Origin of the sequence: Bradyrhizobium sp. HKCCYLS3070, assembly GCF_051167575.1 — a bacterium.
Lineage (GTDB): Bacteria > Pseudomonadota > Alphaproteobacteria > Rhizobiales > Xanthobacteraceae > Bradyrhizobium.
In genome coordinates this window covers 1,733,008-1,750,323 of sequence record NZ_JBNPTI010000001.1, presented here as the reverse complement: position 1 = coordinate 1,750,323, position 17,316 = coordinate 1,733,008, and the positions used below count along the sequence as shown (strand labels likewise).

The 17,316-nt window shown below is 64.9% G+C and carries 16 protein-coding genes; 13 read left to right on the top strand and 3 right to left on the bottom strand.

What is annotated here, in order from left to right; all coding sequences use genetic code 11:
• Positions 1-19: 19 nt before the first annotated feature.
• The 6 genes from nuoN (at position 20) to mtnK (ending at position 6,068) form a co-directional block, all read left to right on the top strand.
• Positions 20-1,447: an NADH-quinone oxidoreductase subunit NuoN gene (nuoN, locus tag ACQR03_RS08105; protein ID WP_316202909.1), complete on the top strand. Its 1,428-nt coding sequence runs from the start codon at positions 20-22 to the stop codon at positions 1,445-1,447.
• Complete coding sequence (locus tag ACQR03_RS08100; protein WP_315711562.1) at positions 1,448-2,251, top strand: biotin--[acetyl-CoA-carboxylase] ligase; 804 nt, start codon at positions 1,448-1,450, stop codon at positions 2,249-2,251.
• Entirely contained in the window at positions 2,252-3,922 is a 1,671-nt protein-coding gene (locus ACQR03_RS08095; protein WP_315711563.1) for a ribonuclease J, read from the top strand. It begins immediately after the preceding gene.
• A 47-nt stretch (positions 3,923-3,969) separates the two neighbouring features.
• Positions 3,970-4,374 carry a methylmalonyl-CoA epimerase gene (mce, locus tag ACQR03_RS08090; RefSeq protein ID WP_315711564.1) on the top strand — a complete coding sequence of 135 codons (405 nt, stop codon included), beginning with the start codon at positions 3,970-3,972 and terminating at the stop codon, positions 4,372-4,374.
• A 15-nt stretch (positions 4,375-4,389) separates the two neighbouring features.
• Entirely contained in the window at positions 4,390-4,665 is a 276-nt protein-coding gene (locus ACQR03_RS08085; protein WP_315711565.1) for a DUF1467 family protein, read from the top strand.
• 101 nt (positions 4,666-4,766) lie between these two features.
• Positions 4,767-6,068, top strand: coding sequence for an S-methyl-5-thioribose kinase (gene mtnK / locus ACQR03_RS08080; protein ID WP_410052224.1), 1,302 nt, complete (start codon positions 4,767-4,769; stop codon positions 6,066-6,068).
• Between the two features lie 166 nt (positions 6,069-6,234).
• Here the strand turns inward: mtnK and ACQR03_RS08075 are convergent, their stop codons facing one another.
• The 3 genes from ACQR03_RS08075 to ACQR03_RS08065 are packed head-to-tail and all read right to left on the bottom strand — an operon-like array spanning position 6,235 to position 9,821.
• The gene (locus tag ACQR03_RS08075) at positions 6,235-7,272 is read right to left on the bottom strand and encodes an ABC transporter permease (RefSeq protein WP_315711566.1); all 1,038 of its coding nucleotides are present in this window, start codon (positions 7,270-7,272) and stop codon (positions 6,235-6,237) included.
• A gap of 10 nt (positions 7,273-7,282) precedes the next feature.
• Positions 7,283-8,788: a sugar ABC transporter ATP-binding protein gene (locus ACQR03_RS08070; protein WP_316185778.1), complete on the bottom strand. Its 1,506-nt coding sequence runs from the start codon at positions 8,786-8,788 to the stop codon at positions 7,283-7,285.
• Between the two features lie 10 nt (positions 8,789-8,798).
• Positions 8,799-9,821, bottom strand: coding sequence for a sugar ABC transporter substrate-binding protein (locus ACQR03_RS08065; RefSeq protein ID WP_315750896.1), 1,023 nt, complete (start codon positions 9,819-9,821; stop codon positions 8,799-8,801).
• A gap of 197 nt (positions 9,822-10,018) precedes the next feature.
• Between ACQR03_RS08065 and ACQR03_RS08060 the strand changes: the two genes are divergently transcribed.
• From ACQR03_RS08060 to ACQR03_RS08030, 7 genes are all read left to right on the top strand, one after another.
• A complete protein-coding gene (locus tag ACQR03_RS08060) occupies positions 10,019-10,864 on the top strand; it encodes a metallophosphoesterase family protein (protein ID WP_315750897.1) in 846 nt (281 codons plus the stop codon).
• 545 nt (positions 10,865-11,409) lie between these two features.
• Positions 11,410-11,775 carry a DUF2946 family protein gene (locus tag ACQR03_RS08055; RefSeq protein WP_316185779.1) on the top strand — a complete coding sequence of 122 codons (366 nt, stop codon included), beginning with the start codon at positions 11,410-11,412 and terminating at the stop codon, positions 11,773-11,775.
• Between the two features lie 133 nt (positions 11,776-11,908).
• A complete protein-coding gene (locus tag ACQR03_RS08050; protein ID WP_316185780.1) occupies positions 11,909-12,427 on the top strand; it encodes a copper chaperone PCu(A)C in 519 nt (172 codons plus the stop codon).
• 65 nt (positions 12,428-12,492) lie between these two features.
• Positions 12,493-12,933, top strand: coding sequence for a DUF2946 family protein (locus ACQR03_RS08045; RefSeq protein ID WP_316185781.1), 441 nt, complete (start codon positions 12,493-12,495; stop codon positions 12,931-12,933).
• A 91-nt stretch (positions 12,934-13,024) separates the two neighbouring features.
• Positions 13,025-15,412, top strand: a complete 2,388-nt coding sequence (locus ACQR03_RS08040) for a TonB-dependent receptor family protein (protein WP_434841177.1) — start codon at positions 13,025-13,027, stop codon at positions 15,410-15,412.
• Positions 15,413-15,465: 53 nt separating this feature from the next.
• Positions 15,466-16,647 carry a sialidase family protein gene (locus ACQR03_RS08035; RefSeq protein WP_316185831.1) on the top strand — a complete coding sequence of 394 codons (1,182 nt, stop codon included), beginning with the start codon at positions 15,466-15,468 and terminating at the stop codon, positions 16,645-16,647.
• Positions 16,644-17,141, top strand: a complete 498-nt coding sequence (locus tag ACQR03_RS08030) for a TlpA family protein disulfide reductase (RefSeq protein WP_316185783.1) — start codon at positions 16,644-16,646, stop codon at positions 17,139-17,141. Before ACQR03_RS08035 ends, ACQR03_RS08030 begins: the two co-directional genes overlap by 4 nt.
• Positions 17,142-17,316: the final 175 nt, after the last annotated feature.

Genomic DNA, 17,316 nt, shown 5'->3' with positions numbered 1-17,316 from the left:
AGGGGTCGGGACACAGACGATGATCGAGAATCTTGGGCCTCAGCTTTGGGTGGTGCTGCCGGAGCTGTTGTTGGCCGTGGGGGCCATGGCGCTGTTGATGCTGGGCGCGTTTCGCGGGCAGGAGACGACGGGGCTCGTCACGTGGTTGGCGGTCGCTCTGCTGATCGTGGTCGGCATCCTCGTGCTCAGGCAGCCGGGCGGCCAGGCCTTCGGCGGCAGCTTCATCGCTGACAGCTATGCGCGCTTCCTGAAGATCCTGGCGCTGATCGGTTCGATCGCGACCCTGATCATGTCGGCGGAGTTCCTGTCGAAGCCCGATCGTCGCATCTTCGAATATGCGATCCTCGTGCTGCTCTCGACCTTGGGCATGCTGGTGCTGATCTCGGCCGGCGACCTGATCACGCTCTACCTCGGTCTCGAGCTGATGTCGCTCGCGCTCTACGTCGTCGCGGCCAGCCATCGTGACAACGTCAAGTCGACCGAAGCCGGCCTGAAGTATTTCGTGCTCGGCGCGCTGTCCTCCGGCATGCTGCTCTACGGCGCCTCGCTGATCTATGGCTTCACCGGCACGGTGAGTTTTGCCGGAATCGCGGCGGTGACCAAGACCGGCAGCGTCGGCATCATCTTCGGCCTCGTCTTCCTGTTCGCCGGCATGTGCTTCAAGGTCTCGGCGGTGCCGTTCCACATGTGGACGCCGGACGTCTATGAAGGCGCGCCGACGCCGGTGACTGCGTTCTTCGCCTCCGCGCCCAAGGTCGCGGCGATGGCCGTGTTCGCGCGCGTCGCGCTGACGGCGTTTCCCGGCATCACCTTCCAGTGGCAGCAGATCATCGTGTTCGTCTCGATCGCCTCGATGGCGCTCGGCTCGTTCGCCGCGATCGGCCAGACCAACATCAAGCGCCTGATGGCCTATTCGTCGATCGGCCACATGGGCTTCGCGCTGGTCGGTCTCGCCGCCGGTACGGTCGAGGGCGCGCAGGGCGTGCTGACCTACATCGCGATCTATGTCGCGATGACGCTCGGCTCGTTCGCCGTGATCATGGCGATCAAGCGCAACGGCCAGTCGTTCGAGAAGGTCAGCGACTTCTCGGGGCTGTCGCGCACCAATCCGCTGCTTGCCTTCTTCTTCGCGATGCTGCTGTTCTCGCTGGCCGGCGTGCCGCCGCTCGCCGGCTTCTTCGCCAAATGGTACGTCTTCGTCGCCGCCATCAAGGCCGGACTGTTCACGCTGTCGGTGATCGGCGTGCTCACCAGCGTGGTCGGCGCCTACTATTATCTCCTGATCGTCAAGACGATGTATTTCGACGAGCCGCTGCCGACGCTCGATCCGGTCCGTATCGAGCTGCGCACGGTGCTCGCGATCTCCGGCGTCTTCAACATCCTGTTCTTCGCCTATCCCGGCCCGCTGGTCAGCGCGGCCGCGGCCGCGGCGAAGTCGCTGTTCTAGATGACGTTTGCGCTAGGGTCCCAGGCTGACAAGGCTGGCTACCGACTCGTCACGTTCGACCAGACCGGCTCAACCAATGTCGAGGCGCTGAAGTCGGCCCGAGAGGGCGGCAAGGCGCCGTGCTGGTTTGTCACGTCTGAGCAGACGGCCGGGCGCGGCCGGCGCCAGCGCCCGTGGATCGCCCCGCGCGGCAATCTGGCCTCGAGCGTGCTGGAAGTGCTGAACGTGGCTCCTGCGATCGCAGCCACACTCGGCTTCGCCGCCGGCCTCTCCATCGAGAGCGCGTTGCGCCAGGTGAGCATCGAGGCCGCGCTGCGGTCCGGAGCACGCGCGTCATTCGCGCTGAAATGGCCCAACGACGTGCTGGCTGACGGCCGCAAGATCGTCGGCATGCTGCTCGAGGCGGAGCAGGTGGCTCAAGGGCTTGCGGTGGTTGCCGGTATTGGAACCAACGTGGTCGCGGCGCCGCTGGATACCCCGACACCGGCGGTGTCGTTGGCGGACCTCGGCATCCAGGTGACCGCCGAGGACCTGTTCTCGGCGCTGTCGGATGCCTGGGTCGAGTATTTCGGCATCTGGAACGAGGGACGGGGCTTCGGTGACATCCGGAAACTCTGGCTCGAGCGCGCCGCAGGCCTCGGCCAGCCGGTCGCCATCAGGTCCGGACATGCTATCATCGAGGGGATTTTCGACACGATCGACGAACAGGGTTGTATGCTGGTGCGGACCGCGGAGGGACGATTGGAGCCGATCACGGCCGGTGATGTTCATTTCGGCTCGGTCGCATCCAAAGGAGCGGTCTAGATGGCACGTCCCGACGAACTGACATTTGCGCCGCTCGGAGGTGTCGGCGAGATCGGCATGAACCTGTCGATCTACGGGCTCGGCAATCGCCACCAGCGCTCGTGGCTCGCGATCGATCTTGGCGTCTCCTTCGGCGACGAGGAGCATCTGCCGGGCATCGACCTGATCATGCCCGACGTCGCTTTCCTGGAGAAGGAGCGCAACAATCTCGTCGGCCTCGTGCTGACCCACGCGCATGAGGATCATTTCGGCGCGATCATAGACCTGTGGCCGCGGCTGAAATGCCCGATCTACGCGACCAAGTTCAGCGCCGCACTGTTCGAGGCCAAGTGCGAGGCCGAGCGCCTCCCAGCCAAGATCCCGGTCAAGGTGATCCCCTCCGGCGGCCGCGTCGACATCGGTCCGTTCAACGTCGAGTTCATTCCGGTCGCGCATTCGATCCCTGAATCGCACGCGCTGGCGATCCACACCGAGGTCGGCACTGTCCTGCATACCGGCGACTGGAAGATCGATCCGACGCCGGTGCTGGGCGCGCCGACCGACGAGAAGCGGCTGCGCGAGCTCGGTGATGCCGGATTGCTCGCACTGATCGGCGATTCCACCAATGCCGTGCGCGAGGGACGCTCGCCGTCCGAGGCCGAGGTTGCCAAGACGATCGCGGCTTTGGTGAAGGAAGCAAAGGGCCGCGTGGCCGTGACCACCTTCGCCTCCAACGTCGCGCGTATCCGCGCCGTTGCCGAAGCGGCGCGCGAGGCCGAGCGCGAGGTCGTCATCGTCGGCCGTGCCATGGAACGCGTGGTCCAGGTCGCGCGTGAGACCGGTTATCTCGACGGCGTGCAGAACTTCCGTGGCATGGATCTCTACGGCCATTTCCCGGCCGACAAGGTGCTCGCGCTCTGCACCGGCAGCCAGGGCGAGCCGCGCGCGGCGCTCTCGCGCATCGCCAATGACGATCATCCGCTGGTCACCTTGAACAAGGGCGACACCGTCATCTTCTCGTCGCGCACCATCCCCGGCAACGAGAAGGCGGTCGGCGCCGTCATCAACGGGCTGGTGCAGCAGGGCATCGAGATCATCACCGACCGCAACCATCTCGTCCATGTCTCCGGCCACCCGCGCCGCGACGAGCTGCGCGACATGATCGCGTGGACGCGGCCGCAGCTCCTGATCCCCGTGCATGGCGAGGCGCTGCATCTGCACGAGCACGCGAGGCTGGCGCGCGCCTGCGGCGTGCCCAAGGTCATCACCTGCCGCAATGGCGACCTCGTCAAGCTCGGCCCCGGTGATCCCGGAATCATCGACCAACTGCCGGCGGGGCGGCTCTACAAGGACGGCAGCATCGTCGAGGATTCGAAGTCGCGCGCTGTGGTCGAGCGTCGCAAGATGGCCTTTGCCGGCTGCATCTTCGTGGCGCTTGCCATCACCGAGAAGGGCGAGCTGGCCGACGATCCCGAGGTCGACATGGTCGGCATCCCCGAGAAGAATGCGGCGGGCGAGGAGATGGACGACATCGTCTTCGATGCTGTCGTTTCCACCTTCGAAGGTCTTCCGCGGGCGCGTCGGCGCGATTCTGACGCAGCGGCAGAATCCGTCCGGCGGGCCGTGCGTTCGGCGGTCAATGAGCAGTGGGGCAAGAAGCCGATCTGTCTCGTCCATGTGTTGGAAGTCTGACGCGGGCCTGCTGAACGGCCGTTCAAAAAGAAGAAGTGGAGGATGTCATGCTGGGCCGGCTCAACCACGTCGCCATCGCGGTCAAGGACGCCGAAAAGGCCGCCAGGATTTATGGCGCGGCATTCGGTGCTGAGATTTCGGCGGCGGTACCGCTGCCGGAGCATGGCGTGATCACGGTGTTCGTCACTCTGCCCAACACCAAGATCGAGTTCATCCAGCCGCTGGGCGAGGCGTCACCGATCGCCAAATTCCTCGAGCGCAACGCGGACGGCGGCATCCATCACGTCTGCTACGAGGTGGCCGACATCATCGCCTCGCGCGACACCCTGATCAAGGAGGGTGCCCGCGTGCTCGGCGACGGCCAGCCGAAGATCGGCGCGCATGGCAAGCCGGTTCTGTTCCTGCATCCGAAGGATTTTTCCGGCGCGCTCGTCGAGATCGAGCAGGCCTGAGGCAGCGGGGCGACCATGGCCTATACGATCTCCACCTGGCTCGCGATCTACTTCGTGATGTGGTGGGTCACGCTGTTCGTGACCCTGCCGTTCGGCATCCGCAGCCAGCACGAGTCCGGCGGAGGCCCGCTAGGCACCGACCCCGGTGCGCCGACGATCAGCCGAATGGGGCGGCGCCTGATCTGGACGACGCTGCTGTCGGCCGCGATCTTCGCCCTGTCACTCGTGGCCTATCAGGCCGGCTATCTCAGCGTTGAGCGGCTTTCGCGGCTGATGGGGATTCCGTTCTAGCCCCGCTCGCATCGCACAACGTTCTCTCGAAGCCGATGCGCGGACGTGCGTCGGCTTTTTTGCTATAGGAGGTCAAAACAAGACCGACAGGGAGGTTGCGCGTGATGACATCGGCCGAGGCCCGGAACGGGACGCAATCGGGCTATCGCATTCTGAACGAGGTTGATCTTCGAAACTATCTCGCGGGGATCCCTTCAGTTGCAGGGCAACTCGGCGGACCGGCCGAGCGCTGGTCAATCACCGAGGTCGGCGATGGCAACCTCAATCTGGTCTTCATCGTCAAGGGATCGTCCGGCGGTCTCGCGGTGAAGCAGGCGCTGCCTTACGTGCGGCTGGTCGGCGAGAGCTGGCCGCTGCCGCTGTCACGCGCCCACTATGAGCATCTGGCGCTGACGCATCAGAACCGCCTTGCCCCCGGCCTCGTGCCGGCCATCGTTCATCATGATCCGGCGCTGGCGCTGACGGCGATGGAGTTGCTGGAGCCGCACATCATCATGCGCAAGGGGCTGGTCGCGGGCACAACCTATCCGGCCTTCGTCGATCACATCACGACCTTCATGGCGCGGACGCTGTTCTTCTCGTCCGACCTCGCACTGTCTGCCGCCGAGAAGAAGGAGGCGATCGCAAGCTTTGCCGGCAATCATGCGCTGTGCAAGATCACCGAGGATTTGATCTTCACCGATCCCTATCGCATCGCCGAACAGAATCGCTGGACGTCACCGTGGCTCGACGCGACCGCGGCCGACATTCGCGGCGATCTCGATCTGCACGTCGCGATCTCCAGGCTCAAGCTGAAATTCCTGTCGTGTGCCGAGGCGCTGATCCATGGCGACCTGCACACCGGGTCGATCATGGTGACGGACACCGAGACCAAGGTGATCGACCCCGAATTCGCCTTCTACGGTCCGATGGGATTCGACGTCGGTGCGGTCCTCGCCAATCTTCTGATGGCCTATTTTGCGTCCGAAGGACACGAGCAGCGGGCGGGCGAGCGGGAGCACTTCGAGGGATGGGTGCTGGCGGCAGTCGATGAGGTCTGGAACGGTTTCGCGGACAAGTTCCTGGCGCTGTGGCGCAGCGAGGCGACCGGCGATGCGTATCCGCGGTCACTGTTTCCGGGTGAAGCGGGCGCCGCACGCCTGGAGACCGAGCGTCAGGCCTACGTGGCGAGATTGTTCCAGGACGCCATCGGTTTCACCGCAGCCAAGATCATTCGTCGCATCCTCGGCCTCGCTCACAACATCGATTTCGAACTGATCGAGGACGCCAAGCGGCGCGCGACCTGCGAGGTGCGGGCACTGCGGTTGGCACGGTCGCTGATGGTGGAGACGACGACGTTCACGACGATCGGGGCGGTGACGCGGGCTGCCCGCGAGTTGCGCCACTGGCAGCCGGGGCTTTAATTTCGTCGCCTCGTTTTTTTGCGTCGTTATGAGGAGCGAGTCGCGCTCGCAACGTCGCGGAAGAGCTCGTAGCCCGGATGAGCGAAGCGACATCCGGGTTTTCCGATACGGCTCGTGTGATCGCGGATGTCGCTTCCGGGCTACGGCAGCGCGCGTCGCAGCCCGCTCAATCCGCCGCCTTCGCCCGCAGCCGTTGGGCATAGACGTTGATCACCAGGGCGGCGAGCAGGATCAGGCCGCGGATCAGGATCTTCAGGAAACTGTCGATGTTGACGTGGTCGAGGCCGTTGTTGAGCACGCCGAGCACGAACAGGCCGACGATGGTGTTGCCGATGCCCCCGCGGCCGCCGAACAGGCTGGTGCCGCCGACCACGACGGCGGCGATCGAATCCAGCAGGTAGGTGTCGAACTCGTTCTGCTGCGCGCTGCCGAAATGCGCTACGCCGAGCATGCCGCCGATCCCCGAGCAGACGGCTGAGATCACCATCACGCTGCCGAGGATCAGCTTGACGTTCAGCCCCGAATACTCCGCCGCCTCGCGGTTGCCACCGACCATGTAGACGTAGCGGCCGAACCGCGTGTAGGTCAGCACGAGGTGACCGAGCAACAGCATCAGGGCGGCCACGATCACGATCCAGGGCACTCCCGCCACGGAACTGGAGCCGAGCGTCGTGATGATGGGGGGAACCTTGTAGGCGATCTGGCCGCGCACCAGCATCGCCGAGATGCCGGCGGCGATCTGCATCATCGCGAGCGTCATGATGAAGGAGGGAATGCCGATCACGGTCAGGCCGAAGGCGTTGACCAGCCCGAGCAACGCGCACAGCGCCAGCGCGAGCAGGATGGCGACAAAACCGGGCATCGGCACGTTGGCGATGTTGACGTAGGACTCCTGCATCGTGAAGTAGGCAACGGCGATGCCGGTCACGTTGGCGATGGCGGCGATCGACAGGTCGATCTCGGCGCACAGGATCACGAAGGTGAGGCCGACCGCGATGATGCCGGTGACCGACACCTGGGTCAGGATGTTGCCGACGTTGTCGAGCGTGGCGAAGGACGGACTCGCGATCGCGAAGAACGCCGTGAGGAAGATCAAGGTCAGGAACGGCGCGATGTTGCGCATCTGCGAACGCAGCAGCGATGCGACCCCGCCTGCGCGCCGCGACGGCGCCTCCGGCATCGGAACGGTCTCGCCATGCGCCATGACAATCTCCCTACGCCGCCTCGAGCAGACGGTCTTTGCTGATGGTTTCGCCGGCAAATTCGCGCACGACCTCGCCGCGCTTGAGCACGATGACACGGTCGGCCATCGACAGCACGGTCTCCGGCTCGGTCGAGAGCACGATCACGGCGATGCCCTGGTCGCGCAGCTTCCGCACGATTCCGATGACGTCACTCTTGGCGCCGACATCCATGCCGCGGGTCGGCTCGCACAGCACGAGCAGCCGCGGCGGATGGCTCAGCCATTTGGCGAGCGCGACCTTCTGCTGGTTGCCGCCGGAGAGCAGGCCGAGGTCGATCTCGACATCCGCGGGCCTGATCTGCAACTGCTCGACCTGGCGCTTGGCGAGCGCGCGCTCGCGCGCCGGCTTCAACAGCACGGCGTTGATGCGGTCGAGGATGCTGATCGAGATGTTCTTGTAGACGGGCTCCTGCAGGAACAGCATGTCGCGCCGGCTCTCCGGCACGAAGGCGATGCCGGCGCGGCGCGCATCCGCCGTGCTCTTGAAGCGGTTGCGCTGGCCTGATACGCGCAGCTCGCCGGCGTCGGGCGCAAGCTTGCCGAACAGGATGCGCGCCAGCTCGAGCTGGCCGCAGCCCATGAAGCCGTAGATGCCGAGCACCTCGCCGGCGCGCACGGCGAACGAGACGCGCTTCAGATTGCGCGCCAGCGACAGGCCGTCGGCTTCGACGACCACGGGCTTGTCGGCCGTCGGCGCGGGCAGGGTGATGTCGTGGGTGTAGCTGTCCTCCAGCGCATCGCGGCCCTTGCCGATCATGGCCTCGATCAGCGCGGCCTTGCTGGTGTCGGCGGCACGCGTCTCCATGATCTTGCGGCCGTTGCGGAACACCGTGACCTCGTCGGAGATCAGCAGGATGTCCTCGATGAAGTGTGAGATGAAGACGATCCCGGTGCCCTGCTCGCGCAGCTTGCGCAACGCCGCAAACAGCCGCTCGACCTCGGGCGGCGACAGCGCCGAGGTCGGCTCGTCCAGGATGATGATGCGCGCGCCGGAGAACAGCACCCGCGCGATCTCGATCAGCTGCTGAACGCCGATCGGCAGATCTCCCAGCCGGCTCATCGGATCGGCGTCGATGCCGAGCCGCTTGAGCTGCTCGGTGGCCTCGCGTGCCATGCGACGCCACTGCACGATGCCGAGCGCATTTGTCGGCTGGTTGCCGAGAAACACGTTCTCGGCCACGGTGAGGTCCGGCGCGACGCTGAGTTCCTGGTGCACCATCGCGATGCCGGCCGCGCGAGCGTCCCGCACGGAGTTGAAATGAACCTCGCGGCCGTCGAGCAGGAAACGGCCGGAGAAACCGGTGTGCACGCCGGCGATGATCTTCATCAGCGTGCTCTTGCCGGCGCCGTTCTCCCCGACGAGACCATGGATCTCGCCGGGGCGAAGAGTAAAGTCGACGCCGCGCAACGCGGTGACGCCGCCGAACGACTTGGTGATGTCCTGCAATTCCAGAAGAGGCGGGCGGCTGTTCGACATGGGAGGGACTTCAGATCAGGAAGTGATCCTCCATCCATTGCATGCCGGCGGCATTGGCCTTGGTCACGACGGGCCCGTCGGTGATGACGTGCTTCGGAATGCCCTGGCCGCTCTTTTCGCCGGCGGTGACCGCGGCGACGCCTGCGACGATCGCGCCGCCATGGATGCGGCAGGACGGATTGCGCACGGTCGCGAACATGCGGCCCTCGCTGACCGCCTGGATCGCCGGCGGCATGGCGTCGACACCGCCGATCAGGATGTTGGTGCGGTTGCGCGCCTTCATGATGTTGTAGGCGGCGAGGGCCATGTCGTCATTGTGGAAGAACGCCGCGTCGATCTGCGGATATTTCGTGAGATAGGTCTCCCACAGCCGTGCCGCCTTCGACACGTCCCAGTCGGCCGGCTGCGTGTCCAGCACCTCGATGTTCGGGAACTGCTTGATCACCGAGTTGAAGCCCTTGGCGCGGCCCTGCGCGCCGGTGTGGCCGAGCGCGCCCTGCGTCATGATGATCTTGCCCTTGCCGCCCATCGCAGTCGCCAGAGCCTGCGTGACCGATGCGCCCATGAACTCGTTGTCGGGTGCGAGGAAGGAGTGGACGTTGATCTGATCGAGCGGCGCGATCAGCGTGTCCATGTCGATCACGGGAATGCCGGCATCGATCATCTTCTGCACCGGCTGAGTCAGGGTTCCGATGCCGAACGCCTGGATCGCGACGAAGTCCCACTTCTGCGACGCCATGTTGTCGATCGCGGCGCGCTGCTTCACCGCATCGAGTTGGCCGTCGAACCAGGTCACCTCGACATTGAGCAGCTTGCCCCACCATTCCGCGGCCTGCTTGCCCTGGGCGCACCAGGTCGCCTGCAAGCCGGCATTGGAGAAGGCTGCCTTGAGCGGCTTTTCGGAGCGGCCCATCTCGGCGGCCATCGCCGGAGTGATGCCAAAGCCGGCGAGAAGGGCCGCCGCAGAGCCCGCGGCCGTCGCCGCCTGGAGAAGATCGCGCCTCGTCGTGGACGTTTTTCTAGTGCCGGACATCCCGTGCTCCCTGTCCCATCGTTGTCCGGCGGCGTCATTGATCGCGCCGCCGAGAGCAGCAGTGTTTCACAACCCCATTGATCACGCCACAGCCGGATGTTGTGCGTCGCACCGAGCGACTTTCGCGCTGCACGCGCGATGTCAGAAAACCGTGATGCGCCCGTGGTACGCGGCAGCGCAGCTTTGGGAGAGAACCTTTGGCAACGACGCGCATCGCCGTGATCGCCGACATCCATCACGGCCGGGATACGCCCACGAAGCGGGGATCGGTGGCGCTGCAACTGCTCGAGCGCTTCGTCACGGAAGTGAACGCCGAAGACATCGATGCGGTCATCGATCTCGGCGACCGGATTTCTGACGAAGATCCCGAGCGCGATCGGCTGCTGCAAAGCGATGTCGCGATGTGCTTCGCGAAGCTCGCACCGACGCATCATCACGTCAGTGGCAATCATGATGTCGCATTGCTCAGCCTCGCCGACAATGAAGCGATCCTCGATCGTCCGAGCGGATCGCGCGCGGTGATCGTCGGTGATGTCAGATGTGTGTTCTGGCAGCCCGACGTGAGTCTGACGCCGACGCGCGGCTTTCGCCTGTCCGCGAGCGATCTCGACGCGCTGGTCCAGCTGCTCGCTCAGGATGACCGGCCGACCTTGCTCGTCAGCCACGTGCCGTTGTCAGGACATGCTCAGACCGGCAACTACTACTTCGAAGCCAATCCGGGACACGCGGCCTATGCCGAGACCGACGCGATCCGCGCGGCGATCGCGGATGCGCCGTGCCCGATCGTCGGACTCGCCGGCCACGTTCATTGGAATACGCTGACAACGGTCGATGGCACACCGCATCTGACCTTGCAGTCGCTGACGGAGACGTTCATCTCGGGCGATCCAGCCGAAGCGGCGGGCATCCTGACGATCGGCGATGGTTCGTTGCGCTGGACGGTGACTGGCCGCGAACCGCTGTCGGTGACACTGCCATGGCCGAGGGCCAAGGCGCGGTGGTGCGCTCCGTTGTCGTGCTTTGCGACTGCTGCGATGGCCTGAGGTGATTGCGTGTTCAGACAGCGTTCATGCGGCCCGCGATACCGTCAACGGAGAATATCGTGGCGCGCTGCGATGACTGCCAAAAAAATAGAGCAGGGCAGCGGGCCCTGCTCGGAAATTGTGTCGACCCTTTAGATATCCCGCAAGTTCAGATTTGATCTTGTTAAGCGGGGTGACGCTGCTTGTTGCGCGCCAGGGCTCCTCCCGAGACTTGGACCACCAGACTTCCGCAAGCGATAGCCTGAGGCCCGAATTCGTAGACGATCTTTTTGCGTTTGTCATCCTTTTCGGCAACGATTGTTCAAATTTCGCGCACTTCCTGAAATGATCGGTAAGTGCTTGCAATTGACGAGATTTGTTTTCGAGTCTTCTCGCGATAGGTGCCGAATTACCTTGGAGGCTGGCGTCCCGCGAGGGCCGATTCGGCCGTAGCGGATTGTTCTTAATCAACGACCGCTGGCGAAATGTGCTGACTGTGCTCTGCGCGACCTCGACTCCGGGCGTTCGCTCGGGCACAACAATTCAGTTCATTTGGCAGGCTTTTCATGCGGCAGCGGCTGCAGGCGTTTCTCCCGATCATGCTGATCGCACTGATGGTGCAGATCCTGGCGCCGATCGGCGTTGCCTGGGCGGCCGCGTCAGCCGCGGCGGATCCCCTGCACGGCCTCGAAATCTGCCACAGCCAGCCCGGTTCCCAGTCGGTGGACGATGAGTCGCCGGCCAAGCCCGCGCTCCGCGGCTGTTCGCTGTGCTGCCTGGCGCAGCCGGTCACCCTGGATGGGCCGGAGCTGTCCGTCATCGCCACGCCGCAACGGGATTCGGGCGAGGTCGTGTGGCGTGCCGGTGATCCGGCCGTCCGGATGACCAAGGCCTTCTCGAACGCGCAGGCAAGGGCTCCGCCCGCAGCGTGACGCGCTGGCCGCTGTGCGGCCCTCATCTCCCAAATCGCAAGATTACGACCCGCGTTGTCTGCTCGGCCCCGGCCGTGCGGATACGCGCCAATCGATCAAGCTGGCGCATCGCCGCCAAGAAAAGGATAACGACATGACCTTCCTCGGACGCTCTCTGTTCGCATTCGCTCTCCTGTTGGGAGGATCTTCTGCCGCCTTCGCCGCGGACGTGAAGGCCGGTGACCTCGTCATCACCCAGCCATGGAGCCGCGCCACGCCGGGTGGCGCCAAGACGGGCGCCGGCTATCTGACCATCGAGAACAAGGGCAGCGCGCCGGACCGCCTCGTCGCGGTGACCGGCGCTGTCGCCGGGCGAGTCGAGATTCACGAGATGGCCGTCACCAACGGTGTGATGACCATGCGTCCGCTCGACAAGGGAGTCACGATTGAGCCGGGCAAGACCGTCGCGCTGGCGCCGGGCGGCTATCACCTGATGCTGATGGATCTGAAGAGCCCGCTGAAGCAGGGCGACAAGCTGCCGGTCACGCTGGAGTTCGAGAAGGCCGGCAAGGTGTCCGTGACGCTCGAGGTGCAGGCGGTCGGCGCCAAGGGGCCGGGCGGCGAGGGCGGCAGCATGATGAAGCAGCACGATCATTCCGGCATGAAGATGTAGGCCGGGCGCCCCGCGACTCCGACGGAGGGCCGGTCTCGATGAAGCAACGGGTGTTGAACGCCGCCATGACAGCCGGTTCGCGCGCGAGCCGGCTGGTGGCGGCTGACCGCGCCCGACGTCCTGCCAATGTCCGTCAGAAGCTCGGCCGATATCTGCCGGTCGCGCTGCTAGCAATGCTGTTGCAGGTGCTGGCGCCAGTGGCGGCGTCCGCCCTGAGGGCCGCGACGATCGCGACGGCCGATCCGTTCGGCGGGATGGCGATCTGTCATGCCGAGACGGATGCGGCGCCCCTTGGTGGCGATACCGACCGCACCGCCTGCGGCCTTGACTGCGTCATGTGCTGCGTGCTGCACGCCGCCGCGGCGCTCGATGCGCCGCCGGCGCCGTTCGATGCGGCTCCGCTGCGTCTGACGGCGTCCATCGTCTGGACGGCGCGCGAGCTCCGCCTCGTTCATCTGCTCGCCCGGGCACAGGCGCAACCAAGAGGACCTCCCTTCCTCTCCTGAGGACAGAAATCGTCATCGGCCGCAGCCGCGCGCCGATCCGTTTTGAATCAGGAAGACCGGCCGTGCAGAGCCGGCATCGGGGAAGTCAAACATGTTCCGTCGTCATGCCCTGGGTGGTGTGAGCGTGCTCGCACTGCAGCTCTTGCTGCTGCAATCGGCCACGATCGCGCGCGCCGAGACCGAGAAGGAATTGCCGTCCGTCACCGTCGACGCGCCGCGTGCCGCACCACAACGGGCCGTGCGCAAGCCGGTCACGCAGGCAACGTTCGTCCGCACGCGCGCGCCAAAGCCGGCTGCCGCATCCGTGGCCAGCAACTCCGGACAGGGAGGAGCGGTGTCCGATCCAGCCTCGGGTGCCGGCGCCGCCCGCAGCCAGCTCAACCAGTCGCCGACCGGCCAGACCGCGACCACGATCGACCGCAGCCGCTACGATGACCGGCCTGCGTTTTCCGTCGGCGACATCCTGCGCGAGAGCCCCGGCGTCTCGCTCAAGCAGGGCAACGGACCGCGCGACCTTGGCATCTCGATCCGCGGCTCCAATGCCCGCAACGGCTTCGGCATCCGCAACATCGTGCTGTTCGAGGACGGATTTCCAGTCACCCAGCCGGACGGGCTGTCGCGCAGCGACCTGATCGATCCCCACGCCTATGGTGCGGTCGACGTGATCCGCGGGCCGTCCTCGGCGCTCTACGGCAACTATGCGACCGGAGGCGCGATCAATTTCCGCACCCGCCCGGGCAGCAGCATCGACGGTGCGGAGATAGGCAGCGAAGGCGGCAGCTTCGGCTATCTCAGCAACTACATGACGTTCGGCAAGAAGGTCGGCAATTTCGAGGGCTCGTTGTTCACCAGCGACGTCCGCGGCGATGGCTATCTCGGCAACAGCTGGTTCAACACCCAGACCGTCAACTTCCTCGGCACCTACAAGGCGACGCCCGACGACCGCTTCACCGTCAAGATCATCAACAACGACCTGTTCACGCGGCTGCCGATCCGGTCGTCGCTGAATCAGTACTATCAGAATCCCTATCAGCAGGGCTGCGCGACATGGACGGCAGCTGCCGCGGGCTGCGGCAGCGTCACGTTGTTCAACAACGGGTTCAACAACTCGGCTGGAACGGACAAAGAGACGGCGCTGCAGGCCGGGCTCGGCCGCAACGACCGCCGCACCATCGCCGGCGGGCGCTGGGAGCACGATTTCGACAACAACACGACCTGGCGCAATCAGTTCGTGTTCGATGACCGCAACATCAGCCAGCCGACCGGGTCGACCAGCGCGGTCGGCGACTATCCGTCCTACAACTACATGAGCGACATCACCCGGCGGGGCGAGATCTTCGGCCTGGAATCGACCAGCTTCTTCGGCGCCTTCTACAATACGCTCACCGCGTCCGGAGACACGTTCAACGTCATGCCGGGCGGCAACGGCACGCTCGGCCGCTTGTCGACCAACCTTCTGAGCGAGACGACGAATTTCGGCGTGCGGGCGCGCGAGGAGCTCAAGCTGACGTCGGCCTTGACCGCGGTGGCCGGTCTCGGCTGGGAGCGCACCCATCTGCGCGGCGTGAACACGGCAGGGGGGACAGGGACGACGCTCACGACCGCGGACCGGCAGTTCGACAATCTCGCGCCCGAGTTTGCGCTGCTCTACAAGGTGAACAGCGACTGGCTGGTGCGGGCGCGCGTCGCATCGGGATATGGCACGCCGCAGGTCTCGAACCTGTTTGTGCTCCCGAGCGGCACAGCCGGAAACAACACCAATCTCGCCTCGCAAAGCAATCTTGGCTACGATTTGGGCTTCGACTGGACTCCCAACAAGTCGGTCACCCTGAGCGCAACCGGCTTCTACGAATTCTTCCGCAACGAGATCGTCAACCAGGCAACGCCGGTTGCCGGCGTGACCTATGCGTTCAATGCCCCGCGCTCGGAGCATCGCGGGGTCGAGCTGGCAGCAGACTGGAGATTCCTGTCCGGCTGGCGCTTCACGGCCGCCTACACCTATCTCGACGAAATCTACACCGACTATACCGAGAACCTGACAAATGGCACGGTCTTCCGCTTCAACCGCGCCGGCAACAAGATCCCAGGGATCTCCCCGAACGAGCTGACGGCCCGGCTGGGGTATGATCACGCCAGCGGAAGGCTTGCAGGGCTGGGTGCCTTCGTCGAGGTCCAATGGAAGGATTCCTTTTATATGGACAATGCGAACCTGCTCAGGGCGCCCGGCTACGAGCTGGTCAATCTGAACGTCCATTACAGGACCGAGCTTGCGTCCGAAGCCTTCAAGTCGCTCAACGTCTTCTTCGAGGTCAGGAACGTGTTCGACCGCACCTATATTGCGTCGGCCAACAACATCGCGAACTCGGTCACGTCTGCAGGCGTTCAAAATCCCGCCAGCGTTCTGGCCAATACCACCGGCTCGATCTATGCCGGCTCACCGCGCGCCTTCGTCGCTGGCATGAAGGTGGCATTCCGATGAGGCACAACATGACAAGCACGTCATTGCTTCGAGGCTGCGTCGTCGGACTCGCCATGGCCCTGATGTGGCCGCTGTCCGTGCGGGCCCAGATGGCACATCAGCACGGATCGGACGCAGCATGCGAGGGCACCGAGCTCCGATGCGCCACCAAGGTGACGCCGTTCTTCGCTGAAGACGGCAAGCTCTGGCTCGTCTGGATGGCCGGAGGACGGGTGTCGGTGGCGGGCTCGACCGACGGCGGGAAAACGTATTCCGCCGCCGTACCGGTCACCGAGCAGCAGCTCAATCTCGACTGGGGGCCCGATGCCCGTCCGAAGCTGGTGGTCGACGGCAAAGGCGTCATAGCGGTGGCGTTCTCGATCTTCCGCGACCAGGCGTTCAACGGCCAGGTGCTGTACTCCCGGTCGGAGGATGGCGGCAAAAGCTTCGCGGCGCCTCGTCCCATCACGCCAAACAACGAAAGCCAGCGCTTCGAGGCGCTGGCGCTGGACCAGGACGGCACCGTCTTCGTGGCGTGGCTCGACAAGCGCAATCGGGTGCCGGCGAAGGCCGCCGGGCGCGCCTACGAGGGCGCGGGATTGTTCTTCTCATCATCGCGCGATGGCGGCGCCACCTATGCCGAAGCGACGCTGGCCCAGGACAACACCTGCGAATGTTGCCGGCTCGGCGTTGCCTTCGCGGGGCCGGGACGTCCGGTGGTGATGTTCCGCAACATCTTCGAAGGCAGCGTGCGCGACCATGCGGTGGTCACGTTCAGCGACCTCGGCACCCCCGGCGAGGTCCACCGGGTCAGCACCGATGATTGGCAGATCAAGGCCTGCCCGCATCAGGGGCCGAGCCTGACCGTGTCGCCGGCGGGCACCTATCATGTCGCCTGGTTCACAAGCGGCAAGGTTCGCAAGGGGCTGTTCTACGCGCATTCGCGCGACGGTGGCCGGACGTTCTCGGAACCCATGGCGATCGGCCAGGCCGACCGCAATCCGACGCGACCCTATGTGCTCGCGACCCAGGACAGCACGACGCTGGTGTGGAAGGAGTTCGACGGCGAGCGCACCACGGTGATGGGAATGCAATCGCGGGACGATGGCGAGACGTGGTCGAAGCCGCGCGCCCTTGCCAGCACGGACAATGCGTCGGATCACCCGCTGCTGGTCGCCCGTGGCAGGCAGATCTTCCTGTCCTGGATGACCAAGTCTGATGGCTATCGGTTGCAGCCGATCGGAGATGAGTCATGAAACGCGCATTCGCCGCCCTTGCGATCTTTGGCTTCGTCGCCTTGACGGCGTCGAGCACCGCAGCACCGCCATCGCTCAAGCCGTTCGAGCGCGGCACCTGGCGCGAGGTGCTGCGGACCCATGCGGGTCGTCCGACGCTGATCCATTTCTGGGGCGTCACCTGCGGCCCCTGCAAGCTCGAGCTGCCGCAGCTCGGCAAGTTCATGTCCGATCATCCCGAGATCGACGTGGTCACCGTCAGCGCCGATTTGGTGCCGAACCTGAACGCTGCGACCCAGGCCATGCTGGACAAGGCCGGACTCACCACGGCGGAGAACTTCATCTTCAACGACGGATATGTCGAGCGTCTCCGGTTCGAGATCGATCCGTCCTGGCAGGGTGATATCCCGCGCACGATACTCGTGACCCGCGAGGGCGCGGTCTCGACCATCGAAGGCAGCGCCGAGATCGGCGATCTCGACAAATGGTCCTCGGAGCAGGGGCGGGGGCACTAAGACGGCCGGGGCGCGGGGATCTTGCCCGGTCGCCCTGCGCGAGCCTCATCACGGCGACGTGCGCCGTTCATCCTCCACTTCAGCGGAACCGGTAAATTGATTGGGAATCCGGCGGCTTAGCCGCCTTTTTTCAAACCCAGCCTTGTGTTTTGCCGCCTGATCCGGTTTGACTGCG